This is a genomic window from Paenibacillus sp. J22FR21 (assembly GCF_056269135.1).
Window position 1 is genome coordinate 404,231 of the sequence record NZ_JBWDNJ010000001.1, and the last position, 13,027, is coordinate 417,257.

A 13,027-nucleotide genomic window follows, 5' to 3' on the forward strand; every position below is an offset into this window, starting at 1 on the left:
ATGTTTTAGACGGTGGGCCTGCGAGAGTGTTTCATTCTGAGGCTGCACGTTTAAATAAAGTTGGGGTATGATCCGAGGAGGTAATTTTAAATGTCAGAAGAAACAAAAGTGCAAGAAACCGCAGCAGCGGAAGTAAGTCAAGATGCGATGGACAATTTCGTGTCCTTGAAAAAAGGGGACACTGTGAATGGTACGATCGTCAAAATTGAAGATAACCAAGTGTTCGTAAGCCTTGGATATAAATATGACGGCGTTATTCCCCTTCGTGAGCTATCATCGGTTCAACTTGAAAGTGCGCAAAACGCAGTTCAAGTCGGCCAAGAAGTACAATTGAAAGTCGTTAGCATCGACGATGAGAAAGAAAAGCTTGTTCTCTCCAAGAAAGTAATTGACGGAGAGAAAGCATGGGATGGTCTTCAAACTCGCTTTGATTCCGGCGAAGTCTTTGAAGTTACGGTTGCAGACGTTGTTAAAGGCGGCCTAGTGGCTGACGTTGGCGTTCGCGGCTTCATTCCTGCTTCCATGGTTGAGCGTCATTTCGTTGAAGATTTCAGCGATTACAAAGGACGTACGCTTCGCGTGAAAGTGAAGGAAATCGATCGCGAGAACAACAAAGTAATTCTGTCGGCGAAAGAAGTTCTGGACGCTGATTTTGAGCAAAACAAACAAGCAGTTATCGGCAACCTGCAAATCGGCCAAGAGCTTGATGGTACTGTTCAACGTTTGACTCCGTTTGGCGCATTCGTTGACATCGGCGGCATCGATGGCTTGGTTCACGTATCCGAGCTTTCCTGGCAGCATGTAGCTCATCCGAAGGATGTTGTTACAGAAGGTCAATCCGTACGTGTTAAAGTACTTAAAGTGGATCCTGCCGCTGGCAAAATCAGCCTGAGCATCAAAGCTGCTCAACCAGGTCCATGGGAATCGACAAACGGTCAATTCAACGTAGGTGACATCGTAACAGGTACGGTTCGCCGCATCGTAAGCTTCGGTGTATTCGTTGAAATCGCACCGGGTGTTGAAGGTCTTGTACACATTTCGCAGCTTGCGCACCGTCACGTAGCAACTCCTAATGAAGTTGTGAAAGAAGGCCAAGAAGTGAAAGCGAAAATTCTTGACTTCAACCCGGCTGAGAAACGCGTTTCCCTCAGCATCAAAGAAACAGAAGAAGCTCCGGAGCAAGCGCCTGATCAGAAGAGAGAGCGCAGCGACCGCGGGGAGCGTGCACCTCGCGCACCTAAAGTCGAGCTTAACAATCCAAACGTCAGCCTAAGCAACGAAAGCATGAGCTTCACGCTTGCTGAACGTTTCGGCGACAAGCTGAGCAAATTGAAATAATCGTAATTACGATTTATAAGAGCCTGTTACTTTGCACAACTGTGCAGAGTAACAGGCTTTTTTCAATTTCTAAGAATTTATCGTTTCCCATCTATAAATGAGCTTAGAAATCTCCGTAATGAAACGCGCTACGCTGTCAAAGGACGGCGTCAGCCGTTTCACCTTGTTTGCCTTATTCAGGTCGGGCTGGATTAGGTTCACTCTCCTAAGCACATAATATAGGCCATAGAGAGGTGAAGCACTGTGAATGATGGGTTTATTGCGTTCTGGCTGCTGTCGATGGCTTTCATTCTCTACGCGACAGGCTGGAAGGAGCAAGTTGCGGAAGGGATGTCATCCCGGATGCTTGGATTATTTATTTTGGTGGCTTTATTGCTGCATGTCGCTGAACTCACTGTAGGGGAAAGCGTACTTATTACCGGCAGCGCGGCTCTCGCGATAGCTGTGGCTTTCATTCAATTAGCCATGATCCGTCATATTGGAAGCATGCTGTTCGTTGTCTTCTCGGCGCTGCTTACCGGATTTATGTGGATGTGGGTGCGCTATATTTATGGCATGGATCCTGTGTTCATCGCCCTGAATCCGGCATGGGATGGTCCGCTGCTTGCGGGATTATTTGCCGGTCTGCTGGCAGATCGCTTCCGCAGTCAATTCGTTATTGCCGTGTTTGCAGCCGTCTTCTCCCAGCTCGATCTGCTGATCAGTCCACTCGTCATCACGAAGCTGATGATGATCGGCTCCCCGGCGTGGTGGGATGGCTTAGTCATAGCACTTACTGCAGCACGAGTAACCGGCAACGTGAAGAACTGGTTAAAACAGAAAGCCGTCCGTTTTGTTGAAGGTCGAACAGGCGAGCGAGGGGGGAACGTATAGTCATGTGGGAGCAACTTTGGACACAGTTGAAAGCAGGACAGCCGCATCATGTGCTGTATGGTATTATGCTGGGCGTCGTGTTTGGCGTAACCGCCAGATTAATCATGCTTCGGACGGACTATCGGCAATACCCGACCTATCCCCATGGCAGAATCATTCACATTTCGCTTGGCGTCATAGCCGCAGCACTAGGCGCAGTTGCAGTACCGGCGCTGTATAAGAAGGATTTCACGGCTATTACATTTCTGACATTGGCCGCGCAGCAATTTCGTGATGTCCGCAAGATGGAACGGGAGACATTGGACAAAATAGACAGCATGGAGCTAGTCCCTCGCGGTTCGACTTATATCGAAGGTATAGCGATGGTTTTTGAGGGCCGCAATTACCTCGTGATTCTATCCGCCTTATTGACCAGTCTTGCTTCATTGGCACTGGGGCTGCCTTTTGGCTTAGGAATGGGTCTGCTATCGCTGCTGCTTGTGTATCGGCTGAAATCCGGCAAAGCCGTATCCCATATTGCCAAAGCCGAAAATGCAGATGTCAAAGTAGATGGCCCTGATCTGTTTGTCGGCGACATCTACATCATGAATGTGGGATTAACGTCGAATCAGCAGCTGATTGCCGAACGGGGACTGGGCATTATTCTGACGCCGTACAATCCGAATGGGAAAGCAACATTAAGTAATTTAGGACAAAGACAAGCCATCTTGTTCGATTTATCAACCATTCTTGGTGTGTACCGCGATGACGGCGAGCCTGCGCTCGTTCCCATGGCGAAGCTCGATATGAAAGACGGAAGGCTGGCGATATTCCTTATTCCTCAAGAGAAGGATGCAACGAAGGCGAAGATTATTGTGGAGAAGGTCCCTATTCTGGAATCAGCGGTGCGTATGCCGACAGAAGCGAGTGTGAACAAGGGGAAGGGAGAACAGCATGGCTAAAATTGTGGCAATCGTGACGATGAAACATGAGCAGGTAGGAGGAGGTGCCCCGATCTTCGTGGAACCTGACATCGCTAAACGAGAATCGACCGCTTTTCTGCTCGAAAAGATATTGGATGCGAGCGTGCATGATTTGAAGAACGGGTGTTTCATATTGGTAGATCATCGCCATGAATGAAATGTTAGCCAATCCCGTTGTTTTTTGCTATGATGGTAGGCGTGAGTATTTGAGTATGCCCCTCTACTACTTGTTCTTAACATGAAGTGTTACTATTATTGTCGGCGTGAAGCCGGTTCATTATTGAGGAGTGAAAGATGTGTCTAAACCCATTATTGCCATAGTAGGTCGGCCTAATGTGGGGAAGTCTACGATATTTAACCGCATTATTGGCGATCGGTTAGCCATTGTAGAAGACAAACCTGGTGTAACTCGTGACCGTTTGTACGGGACGGGAGAATGGAATGGTCGTGCTTTCAGTATCGTAGATACTGGCGGTATCGAAATTGACGGTGAAGATGAAATCATGAAGTCCGTCCGCATGCAAGCGGAACTGGCTGTTGAAGAAGCTGACGTCATCATTTTCATGGTAGATGCAAAAACCGGGTTGACCCATGCCGACGACGAGGTTGCACAAATGCTGCTTCGTTCACGCAAACCGATTGTGGTTGCGGTTAATAAAGTCGATAACTTAAATCGGCGCGATGATATTTACGAATTCTATAACCTTGGCTTCGGAGATCCGATTGCGATCTCGGGCTCGCACGGAATGGGAATCGGCGATCTGCTGGATGCTGCGGTTGAGAAGCTTCCTGAAATTGTAGAAGAGCATTATGATGATGACGTTATTCGGGTTGCATTAATTGGACGGCCGAATGTGGGCAAGTCCTCACTAGTGAATGCACTTCTGGGTGAAGAACGCGTCATTGTAAGCAATGTTGCGGGAACAACTCGTGACGCAATCGATACACCGTTTGAGCGCGACGGGCAGAAGTACGTGCTGATCGACACAGCGGGGATGCGTAAACGGGGCAAGGTATACGAGTCGACGGAGAAGTACAGCGTGATGCGTGCGCTTAAAGCGATTGAACGCGCAGACGTGGTGCTCGTACTGATCAATGGTGAGGAAGGGATCATTGAGCAGGACAAACATATCGCGGGCTACGCGCATGAAGCGGGTAAAGCTTCGATCTTTGTCGTCAATAAATGGGATGCTGTCGAGAAAGACGATAAGACGATGCAGCATTTCGAGAAAGATATCCGTGATCATTTCCTGTTTATGACGTATGCTCCGGTTATCTTCTTGTCCGCGTTGACCAAGCAACGGCTGCATAAACTGCTGCCTGTTGTCGGTCATGTTTCGGAGCAGCATGCGCTGCGTATTCAAACTCACTTGCTAAACGATGTGGTGTCTGATGCGATTGCGATTAATCCGCCGCCAACCGATAAAGGCAGACGTCTTCGCATTAACTATGTGACACAGGTTGCGGTTAAACCGCCTACCATCGTACTGTTCGCGAACGATCCGGACATGATGCACTTCTCGTATGAGCGTTACCTTGAGAACAAGATCAGGGCAGCTTTCCAGTTCGAAGGCACGCCTGTACGTATTTTCACCAGAAAGAAATCCGACGAAGATTAAGATTACATGCTGCTGCTCGATTCTGGTGTCTCTGTTTATCGGGGCACCAGTTTCCTTATCTGAAGAAAGAGGCGAAATTATCGTGTTCACCATACTTGCGGTACTCATCAGTTATTTGCTAGGCTCGCTTTCATTTAGTATTTTGATTGCCAAATGGGTAAAAGGCATTGATATCCGCAATTTCGGCAGCGGGAATGCCGGCGCAACCAATACGCTGCGTGTGCTCGGTAAAGGGCCGGGAATCAGTGTGTTTCTGCTTGATATCGCCAAAGGAGTCGTTGCGGTACTGCTCGGCATCTATATGGCGGGAGGCGACTGGGGACCTGTACTATGCGGTTTAGCGGCGATTGCCGGACATAACTGGCCGGTATGGTTCGGATTCAAAGGTGGCAAAGGCATTGCGACAACTGTCGGAGTAATGGTAACGCTTGCGATTATTCCTGCCTTGATCGCAGGTGCTGTAGCCATCATTTCAATTGCGATTACGCGCTTCGTTTCGCTTGGATCGCTTATTTTTGCTGTGCTGATGCCAATCTTCGTATGGAATTTTGGCGATAAGCCATTCTCCTATGTATGGGCTAGTCTGATCGTCTGTGTGCTGGCTTTCGTTCGTCATCGAACGAACATTGTGAAGCTGCTGCAGGGGAAAGAGAATAAGCTTGGAGCCAGAAAAGGGTAAGGAGGCGAGTTCATGACGAACCGAAAAGCGGCGGTGCTCGTAGGCGGCAGCTGGGGTACAGCACTTGCGGCGGTATTAGCTGACAATAATTACGAGGTTGCCTTGTGGGCACGCAGTGAAACGCAAGTCGAAGAAATTAATACGCTACATACCAATAGCCGGTTCTTGAAGGATGCTATATTGCCGCAAAACATCACAGCTACAACCGATATTGAAACAGCTGTTACAGGTGCTGAAATTGTATTGTTCGTTGCACCTTCCTCGGCGATGCGCGATGTCGCGAAGCTGGCTGCGCCTTATATCGCAGAGGGTGCCATATGCATCCATGCGACGAAGGGGTTTGAGTCGGTTACTTACAAACGTATGACTACTGTGCTTCTCGAGGAATTGCGCATCACAGCAGATCGGCTGGTTGTATTGTCAGGACCAAGCCATGCTGAAGAGGTTGTCCGCAAATTGCCGACAACGGTCGTCGTTGCATCCGCAAATGTGGAAGCGGCAGAACAAGCGCAGGATGCACTCATTACACCTTATTTCCGCGTGTATACGAATAGGGATGTAATCGGGGTCGAGGTAGCCGGAGCCATCAAGAACATTATCGCACTTGGAGCGGGACTCACCGACGGACTTGGCTTCGGTGACAATGCCAAGGCAGCGCTGCTTACACGCGGGTTAGCCGAAATTAGCCGGCTCGGCAACGCAATGGGGGCGAATCCGCTTACTTTTGCCGGACTTGCAGGCGTAGGCGATCTGGTCGTTACATGTACGAGCAAGCATAGCCGTAACTGGCGCGCAGGCGCTATGCTGGCAGAAGGCCTTTCGGTAGACGAAGTGTTAAGCCGTATGGGCATGGTCGTCGAAGGTGTACGCACTACGAGTGCTGCTCGTGAGTTAGCACATGAGTATGGAGTGGAAATGCCAATTACGGAGCAGCTCTTCGCGGTATTGTTCCAGAATAAGCCGCCGCGCAGCGCCGTTGAATCCCTGATGGGCAGAGGTCGCACACACGAGACAGAGGACTTAGCGGGCGTTTAGTATGGAAGTTGATTAGCCTACACAAATCCCGTCCTTCCTTCATATGATGCTAGCAGCAGCCTTCGGGGTTGCTCGGTAGCGAGTTTTTACGATGTAAAAACTTGGAGGAGGGAAACTTTTGAGCGGTAAGAAAGATATCTCTAAAGACGTTCTGAGCGCTGTCAATAAAAAGACGGGCAAGCCGATTACCGAGAATGCGGTCAAAAAGCTAGCCAGCGGTGTTACTCAAGATACGATGCAAAGCGAAGAAGAGCTGCGTAAGCTGATCCAATCCGTCTCCGCCATGGCGAAGGTGCCCGTATCGGAAAAAACGATCAATGACATCGTTGGAGCCGTCAAGAAGAGCGGCATGAATGTCAATAGCATGGAAATGCTGATGAAGCTGATGCTCAAGAAGTAATCATGAGGACTTAAGCAAAAAGCGCCCGGCATTGTAAGCTTAACGCCGGTTTTAGCTTTCGCTGAAGTCCTTTTCTTTTTGCACCAAATTCCGTTAATCGCGGCAATAGTAGCTGTTCAAACACGACAAGTGGTATAATAGAACGAATAATTGGTGCACAAGGTGGTTTGAGATCAAAATGGATCCAATGATGAAGATGTGGGTTTCATTCGTAGGTATCGGATTAATGGCAATAGCGGCGGTATTGATATCGCTGGCAAGATTCAAGACCAAAGGCGTGCTTCGGATGCTGTTATCCATGACAGCCTTTTTATTTCTGGTTATCGGCGGTTTTCTCGGACTGATCTCCATTTCATAACAGCTGCCTACTAGACGAACTCGGATATGGAGTGGAAAAGGAGTAACGAACGATGCTGGAATTGAAGGGACGCTCTAGAAGTACGACGGTCTATCCTTTACAGGGGATGTCGCTGCTGGATATGGCCATGAAGCATGATATCGACTGGGCTTTCTCTTGTTCGCGGGGGACCTGTGCAAGATGCCGCTGCCTTATTGAAGAAGGCGCAGACTTTCTTGAGGAAGTCACGGATGCAGAATGGGACCGACTTGAGCCAAGTGAGCTGGAGGAAGGCTATCGCCTCGGCTGCCAAGCGATCATCAAGAAGAATGCAGGCACGATTAAAGCCGTGAACCGGCCGTACTTCTGATGGAAAGACGCAATCTCATGAAGGCCGCTGAGCCGTTCTACCGTGCGCTTGAAGTCATAGCAAAGGAAGCCGCTTCTACGGGAGCTATGTGGCTGATCGGCGGCAGTGCAGGGCTGCTGCTGCGAGGGCTGGAGTTAAGTGATCCGCCCCGGGACCTGGATTTATATGCAGATGATGCAGCTGCGGCTGCACTTCATATGGCGCTGCTTCCATACGCTGTAGATGGGCAGCATGAAAGTGTGAGTCCGATTTACCGATCGGTGCTCAGCCATTACCTGATTGAGGGTATTCAGGTTGAATTAGTCGGCGGATTTGTTGTATCTGCCGGAGAGGATCGTTATGCAGTAGAGGTCGAGGAAGTTCTTGCTCCACTGCAAACGATCATTACAATTGGCGCCTATCAGCTGGGAATCGTCCCGCTCGCGCATGAGCTGTGGTTTAATGTGCTGCGAGAGCGAGAGGATCGCACCCGGCTCATTGTTGCCCAAATGCGCCAAGAACCCGCTTTACACATGGGAGCTGCCGGAGTAATTGCCACCGGAAATCAGCTTACAGGGAAGACGAAACAATATGTACAGCAACTGCTCGGCGGATAAATAGTACGTATTATGTAGGAAGCAGGAAGAGAGGGATTCGCCATGAATGTTCAAGTTACATTCCTCCCTTCCGGACGCAGTGTAACGGTACGTGCCGGGACAACGGTCCTGGATGCTGCAAGACGTGCCGGAGTACCCATTCGAACACGGTGTGACGGGAAAGCTGCATGTCTCATGTGTAAAGTAACAGCGCAGAACAGCTCCTCAGGACTGTCTCCGCTAAATGACAATGAGCGTTATAAGCTCGCAGGTCTAGACCGCTCGGGGACAAGGCTCGCTTGTCAGGCGAGAGTGTTTGGCCGTGCCGTAGTCGAGGTTCCGGAAGATCCGCTTCGCGCAGCAGTCAGAAGACAAATGATGCGCCAGGCGGAAGATGATGAATTATGGTAGGGGGAAGTTAGTGTCATGAAAGGCTTGAGAAAAGCGGCTGCAGCTATGGTGCTTGCACTTATGGCTGCTTTGCTGTCCGGCTGTCTGTATCCCAAAGACCAGATGGGACAATTTCAGAAGCCGCCCAAAGATGCAATTCTAAATGTCCAAACCGTTGTAGATCAGTTTCAGACGGATACAGGCTTGCTCCCGATGCAGAACAGCACCGAATCGACGCCGGTATACGAGAAATTCAAAGTCGACTTTGACAAATTGAAGAGAATGAACTATGTGTCAAGCATTCCCGAGACTGCTTACGAGCAGGGCGGAAGCTACTATTATCTCATCATTAACGAGGATACAGATCCTACTATTAAGCTTATGAATCTCGTTCTCTATCAACAAATGAATGATGTACAAGCGGCTGTCAAGTCGTATGCAGATGCCAACAGCGGTAAACTTCCTGAAGGCGCGGCGCTCTATCCGGACTTTAATACCATCGATTTCGATGCGCTGGACCTAAAGGAACCGGTACTTCACAGTATGTTCTCGGGGGGCATTTTGACCCCAATGATGGACGCCAAAGGCAATGTTTATATTGATTATGGTACGGATATTATGCAAGCCGTTTCCAAGCTGGATAGTGCCAAGAGGCCGGAGGAACACGCGGATTTACGCGCGCTCCTTGTAGATTCTTCAGACTTTGTACCTGTCAAATCTCCTGTATACCGTTTAGTCAACGGGGAGCCGCAGGCCGTTCTCAAATAACCAAATCGACTTGTTCCATCTCGGCTCCTGTCCGCTTCTTCGGGCAGGAGTTTTTTTGTCGTTCAGGCATAGCTTTGGTGTTTCTCTCATATATCTCAATCTTGGAAGGCCGGGAGCGGAGAAGCTCATCGAAATCGAAAGATTTCATGGAAGCAGTCGTCATAATCGGGCCATGGACGCAATAAGCTATTACTAGTCCAAAATCATGTACGAGTTGCGTCGCTTGTTTGCAACTGTGGCAGGCGGGTAGCGGCGAACCCTGACGACGAACAGCAGGAGGAAAGCAGCAGTAACGGTACGTCCATGTACAGGCGAAATACGATTGGGAGGGGATATTCAGTGGAGAAAGTGGACATTTTCAAGGACATTGCCGAACGAACCGGCGGGGATATTTACCTCGGCGTCGTTGGTGCAGTCCGCACAGGCAAATCAACCTTCATCAAGCGGTTCATGGAGACGGTTGTGCTGCCGAACATCACGAACGATGCCGATCGGGTGAGAGCTATCGATGAACTTCCGCAAAGTGCAGCAGGCAAGACGATTATGACAACAGAGCCTAAATTCGTGCCGAACCAAGCTGTACAGCTTCGTGTGGCCGAGGGGCTTGATGTGAATGTCAGACTCGTTGATTGCGTTGGATATGCGGTAGTTGGTGCGAAAGGCTATGAGGATGAGAACGGCCCTAGAATGATTACTACGCCGTGGTTCGAGGAGCCGATTCCATTCCAGGAAGCGGCAGAAATCGGAACGCGCAAAGTCATTCAAGAGCATTCCACGCTCGGTGTCGTCGTGACGACAGACGGTACAATTGCGGAAATTCCGCGCAGCTCGTATGTCGAGGCAGAAGAACGCGTTGTGAATGAGCTCAAAGAGGTCGGTAAGCCGTTCGTCCTCATTGTGAACTCCACACGGCCGAAGAGCGACGAGGCACTTGCGCTTCGCAGCGAACTTCAGGCTAAGTATGACATCCCGGTCATTACGCTTAGCGTAGCGACGATGGGAGAAGAAGAAGTCATGTCGGTGCTTCGTGAAGTGCTCTACGAGTTCCCGGTGCATGAAGTGAACGTGAATCTTCCAAGCTGGGTTATGGTGCTGAACGATAATCACTGGCTGCGCAGCAACTACGAGAATTCGGTTCGCGATACGGTCAAAGATATCCGCCGTCTGCGCGATGTGGACCGAGTCGTCTCGCAGTTCATGGAATACGAATTCATCGCACGTGCCGGACTAAGCGGCATGAACATGGGGCAAGGGGTCGCGGAAATCGACTTGTATGCGCCGGATGAATTGTATGACCAAATCTTGATGGAAGTCGTCGGGGTTGAAATTCGCGGCAAAGACCATCTGCTGCAGCTCATGCAGGAGTTCTCCCATGCGAAGCGGGAATATGACCGGTTTGCGGAAGCGCTCGAAATGGTCAAAACGACCGGTTACGGCATTGCCGCACCGACACTTGCCGAGATGGCGCTTGATGAGCCTGAGCTCATCCGCCAAGGCTCTCGTTTCGGTGTTCGCTTGAAGGCGACTGCGCCGTCCATCCATATGATTCGCGTGGATGTGGAGTCCGAGTTCGCTCCGATTATCGGTACGGAGAAACAAAGCGAGGAATTGGTCCGTTACTTGATGCAGGATTTCGAGAACGACCCAATCAAGATCTGGGAGTCCGACATCTTCGGTCGCTCGCTCCATTCCATCGTAAGAGAAGGCATCCAAGGCAAAATTGCGATGATGCCTGACAATGCGCGCTATAAACTTCAGGAAACGCTGGGCAGAATCATCAACGAAGGCTCCGGCGGTCTGATTGCCATAATCTTGTAAAGCGGAAGAGACACGCGAACACAGCGTGTCTCTTTTTTGTCGTTTTCAGGGGTATTTCGGTGTAAAAAGCATGAAAAACCTAGAGTAATCCTCGGAAAAACTTGTTAAGCCTCTTGAAATTCTATAGCCAACTGTATTACTATAAATCTGTTCATGGTTCAGTATGCAGGATTTGCACATAACGGAATTTCTTTGCACCAAGGCCTGCAGGTATATTTTCTGAGGTTTCGGTAAAACAGAATGATAATGATGTGCTTATGAACTGCCGTCAGGGGAGGTGAAAGAAATGAACAAAACGGAACTGATTGCGAAAGTAGCCGAATTGACTGACCTTTCCAAGAAAGATGCTTCCAAAGCGGTTGATGCCGTTTTTGATGCCATCTCCGACTCGCTGCAAGGCGGGGATAAAGTGCAATTGGTGGGATTTGGTAACTTCGAGGTGAAAAGCCGCGAAGCCCGTAAAGGTCGCAACCCGCAAACGGGTGAAGAGATCGACATCCCGGCAAGCAAAATCCCGTCTTTCAAAGCGGGTAAATCACTTAAAGATCTTGTCTCCAAATAAGAAACGGTTCAGACCGTTGATGACGTCCGGGTGCTAGCTGCATCCGGACGTTTTTCGTCTCTCAAGACAGATTCCGTTTCTATTGACAAGGGGAGTTAATTCCAGTAGACTTTTTCTTGCGGTTCTAGGGTTCGCCCGGATTCGTTGGAGAGAAGTCGAACATAACACGCCATAGCTGCTGTCCTGAGCACGACGTTCGGGAGGCAGTTTTTTAACAGATACGGTTTAAGGGTGGAATTGACCATTAGGAGGCGGTATTCATGGAAGACAAGAATGGGGAATATATCGTCATTAAAGCGAAGTCCCAAGGCGTACAAGTCATCGGACTGACTCGCGGTCAAGATACGAAGTTTCATCACACGGAGAAGCTAGATAAAGGAGAAATCCTCATCTGCCAGTTTACGGACCACACGTCAGCGATCAAAATTCGCGGCAAAGCAACTGTGCTGACCAAGTACGGTACCGTCGATACAGAGGATTAAACCGAAAAGCAGGCATAGCCTGCTTTTTTAGTTTGTACACTAGAGTAGCAGGACATTCTGTGCGCGAGAGGCGGATGGTAGATGTCGCATTACAAGAGGCTGCTCTATGCGTGTGCGGTAACAGCAGCTGTTACCGTATTACTGACAATTCTCCCGTTAACGGATTCACGAATGAAGCAAGCCAAAGGCGATATTTCGGTCTTTCACCCCGTCCCGATTAAGCGCTTGAGCGCAGGGGTGATCGTAGATTCTATGCTTGGTCTTCATCTTGGACTCGACGTTAAACGGGTGGCATGGAAAGGATCGGTGCTGTCGGTCGATTTATCTACGGAGCATTATGGGAATGCTGTAGAGGAGTGGATGAGCGATTTGCAGCGACTATTGGAATTTGCATTTGTACATACGGATAATGTGAGCCGTGTCTTAGTCCGCTTCGTTACGCCTATGCAGGCGGAGAATGACGATGAGATTCCCGTTAACAGATTGCTTGCTGCGGTCGATGTCAGGAGGAGTGATACCTGGCTGTCCACAGAACTGTCAAACTTAAGCGCCGCAGAACCATTTACGGACGAAATTTGGAGGCAGCGCCTGCGTTTGTCTATATCCCAGTTGTAGCGAAACGCCACACATAGTGCTATAATTATTTAGATTATTAACAGATGATTGGTTTGGGGCAACCTTTGGTTGGCACAGCATTTATCTACAGATGATTGGTTTGGGTGGACCTATGGTCAACTCTGCATTTATCTAATTGAGATGATTGGTTGAGGCAGCAGTCGGTTGAATCAGCTGTCATCTAAGTTTTGTCCGGAGGCTAGG

Annotated in this window: 17 protein-coding genes; all 17 read left to right on the forward strand. The window is 49.5% G+C overall.

The genetic code is table 11. The annotated features are described in order from the left end of the window. Window positions 1-90 precede the first annotated feature (90 nt). The 17 genes from rpsA (at window position 91) to AC0YNS_RS02040 (ending at window position 12,823) form a co-directional block, all read left to right on the forward strand. On the forward strand, window positions 91-1,338 hold the full coding sequence (gene rpsA / locus AC0YNS_RS01960) for a 30S ribosomal protein S1 (RefSeq protein WP_475779377.1): 1,248 nt from the start codon (window positions 91-93) through the stop codon (window positions 1,336-1,338). A 243-nt stretch (window positions 1,339-1,581) separates the two neighbouring features. Further along, window positions 1,582-2,211, forward strand: a complete 630-nt coding sequence (locus AC0YNS_RS01965) for a YphA family membrane protein (protein ID WP_475779378.1) — start codon at window positions 1,582-1,584, stop codon at window positions 2,209-2,211. A gap of 2 nt (window positions 2,212-2,213) precedes the next feature. Continuing rightward, window positions 2,214-3,152, forward strand: coding sequence for a YIEGIA family protein (locus tag AC0YNS_RS01970; RefSeq protein ID WP_475779379.1), 939 nt, complete (start codon window positions 2,214-2,216; stop codon window positions 3,150-3,152). Continuing rightward, a complete protein-coding gene (locus AC0YNS_RS01975) occupies window positions 3,145-3,330 on the forward strand; it encodes a capping complex subunit for YIEGIA (protein WP_475779380.1) in 186 nt (61 codons plus the stop codon). Before AC0YNS_RS01970 ends, AC0YNS_RS01975 begins: the two co-directional genes overlap by 8 nt. Window positions 3,331-3,469: 139 nt before the next feature. After that, on the forward strand, window positions 3,470-4,792 hold the full coding sequence (gene der / locus AC0YNS_RS01980; RefSeq protein WP_475779381.1) for a ribosome biogenesis GTPase Der: 1,323 nt from the start codon (window positions 3,470-3,472) through the stop codon (window positions 4,790-4,792). 79 nt (window positions 4,793-4,871) lie between these two features. After that, window positions 4,872-5,471, forward strand: a complete 600-nt coding sequence (gene plsY, locus AC0YNS_RS01985) for a glycerol-3-phosphate 1-O-acyltransferase PlsY (RefSeq protein WP_475780081.1) — start codon at window positions 4,872-4,874, stop codon at window positions 5,469-5,471. A gap of 12 nt (window positions 5,472-5,483) precedes the next feature. After that, window positions 5,484-6,506 carry an NAD(P)H-dependent glycerol-3-phosphate dehydrogenase gene (locus AC0YNS_RS01990; RefSeq protein ID WP_475779382.1) on the forward strand — a complete coding sequence of 341 codons (1,023 nt, stop codon included), beginning with the start codon at window positions 5,484-5,486 and terminating at the stop codon, window positions 6,504-6,506. A 118-nt stretch (window positions 6,507-6,624) separates the two neighbouring features. After that, window positions 6,625-6,906 (forward strand): stage VI sporulation protein F, encoded by a 282-nt coding sequence (locus AC0YNS_RS01995; protein WP_090976747.1) that lies wholly within the window; start codon window positions 6,625-6,627, stop codon window positions 6,904-6,906. Window positions 6,907-7,084: 178 nt separating this feature from the next. Next, window positions 7,085-7,264 (forward strand): DUF2768 family protein, encoded by a 180-nt coding sequence (locus AC0YNS_RS02000; RefSeq protein ID WP_091219030.1) that lies wholly within the window; start codon window positions 7,085-7,087, stop codon window positions 7,262-7,264. A gap of 52 nt (window positions 7,265-7,316) precedes the next feature. Beyond that, window positions 7,317-7,613, forward strand: a complete 297-nt coding sequence (locus AC0YNS_RS02005; protein WP_475779383.1) for a 2Fe-2S iron-sulfur cluster-binding protein — start codon at window positions 7,317-7,319, stop codon at window positions 7,611-7,613. Next, window positions 7,613-8,209 carry a hypothetical protein gene (locus tag AC0YNS_RS02010; protein ID WP_475779384.1) on the forward strand — a complete coding sequence of 199 codons (597 nt, stop codon included), beginning with the start codon at window positions 7,613-7,615 and terminating at the stop codon, window positions 8,207-8,209. Before AC0YNS_RS02005 ends, AC0YNS_RS02010 begins: the two co-directional genes overlap by 1 nt. 42 nt (window positions 8,210-8,251) lie before the next feature. Continuing rightward, complete coding sequence (locus tag AC0YNS_RS02015; RefSeq protein ID WP_090976743.1) at window positions 8,252-8,599, forward strand: 2Fe-2S iron-sulfur cluster-binding protein; 348 nt, start codon at window positions 8,252-8,254, stop codon at window positions 8,597-8,599. Window positions 8,600-8,614: 15 nt separating this feature from the next. Continuing rightward, the gene (locus AC0YNS_RS02020; RefSeq protein ID WP_475779385.1) at window positions 8,615-9,346 is read left to right on the forward strand and encodes a hypothetical protein; all 732 of its coding nucleotides are present in this window, start codon (window positions 8,615-8,617) and stop codon (window positions 9,344-9,346) included. Between the two features lie 339 nt (window positions 9,347-9,685). Then, the gene (gene spoIVA, locus AC0YNS_RS02025) at window positions 9,686-11,164 is read left to right on the forward strand and encodes a stage IV sporulation protein A (protein ID WP_475779386.1); all 1,479 of its coding nucleotides are present in this window, start codon (window positions 9,686-9,688) and stop codon (window positions 11,162-11,164) included. 286 nt (window positions 11,165-11,450) lie between these two features. Then, window positions 11,451-11,726: an HU family DNA-binding protein gene (locus tag AC0YNS_RS02030; protein WP_090976740.1), complete on the forward strand. Its 276-nt coding sequence runs from the start codon at window positions 11,451-11,453 to the stop codon at window positions 11,724-11,726. A 260-nt stretch (window positions 11,727-11,986) separates the two neighbouring features. After that, a complete protein-coding gene (gene mtrB, locus AC0YNS_RS02035; protein WP_090976739.1) occupies window positions 11,987-12,208 on the forward strand; it encodes a trp RNA-binding attenuation protein MtrB in 222 nt (73 codons plus the stop codon). Between the two features lie 81 nt (window positions 12,209-12,289). Continuing rightward, a complete protein-coding gene (locus tag AC0YNS_RS02040) occupies window positions 12,290-12,823 on the forward strand; it encodes a hypothetical protein (RefSeq protein WP_475779387.1) in 534 nt (177 codons plus the stop codon). Window positions 12,824-13,027 lie beyond the last annotated feature (204 nt).

Excerpts from the sequence above, each read along its gene's own strand:
- AC0YNS_RS02000 (WP_091219030.1), top strand. The coding sequence starts at position 7,085 with ATGGATCCAATGATGAAGATGTGGGTTTCATTCGTAGGTATCGGATTA.
- AC0YNS_RS02040 (WP_475779387.1), top strand. The coding sequence starts at position 12,290 with ATGTCGCATTACAAGAGGCTGCTCTATGCGTGTGCGGTAACAGCAGCT.
- AC0YNS_RS02005 (WP_475779383.1), top strand. The coding sequence starts at position 7,317 with ATGCTGGAATTGAAGGGACGCTCTAGAAGTACGACGGTCTATCCTTTA.
- mtrB (WP_090976739.1), top strand. The coding sequence starts at position 11,987 with ATGGAAGACAAGAATGGGGAATATATCGTCATTAAAGCGAAGTCCCAA.
- AC0YNS_RS02010 (WP_475779384.1), top strand. The coding sequence starts at position 7,613 with ATGGAAAGACGCAATCTCATGAAGGCCGCTGAGCCGTTCTACCGTGCG.
- AC0YNS_RS01990 (WP_475779382.1), top strand. The coding sequence starts at position 5,484 with ATGACGAACCGAAAAGCGGCGGTGCTCGTAGGCGGCAGCTGGGGTACA.
- rpsA (WP_475779377.1), top strand. The coding sequence starts at position 91 with ATGTCAGAAGAAACAAAAGTGCAAGAAACCGCAGCAGCGGAAGTAAGT.
- AC0YNS_RS01970 (WP_475779379.1), top strand. The coding sequence starts at position 2,214 with ATGTGGGAGCAACTTTGGACACAGTTGAAAGCAGGACAGCCGCATCAT.
- AC0YNS_RS02030 (WP_090976740.1), top strand. The coding sequence starts at position 11,451 with ATGAACAAAACGGAACTGATTGCGAAAGTAGCCGAATTGACTGACCTT.
- AC0YNS_RS02020 (WP_475779385.1), top strand. The coding sequence starts at position 8,615 with ATGAAAGGCTTGAGAAAAGCGGCTGCAGCTATGGTGCTTGCACTTATG.
- AC0YNS_RS01975 (WP_475779380.1), top strand. The coding sequence starts at position 3,145 with ATGGCTAAAATTGTGGCAATCGTGACGATGAAACATGAGCAGGTAGGA.
- AC0YNS_RS02015 (WP_090976743.1), top strand. The coding sequence starts at position 8,252 with ATGAATGTTCAAGTTACATTCCTCCCTTCCGGACGCAGTGTAACGGTA.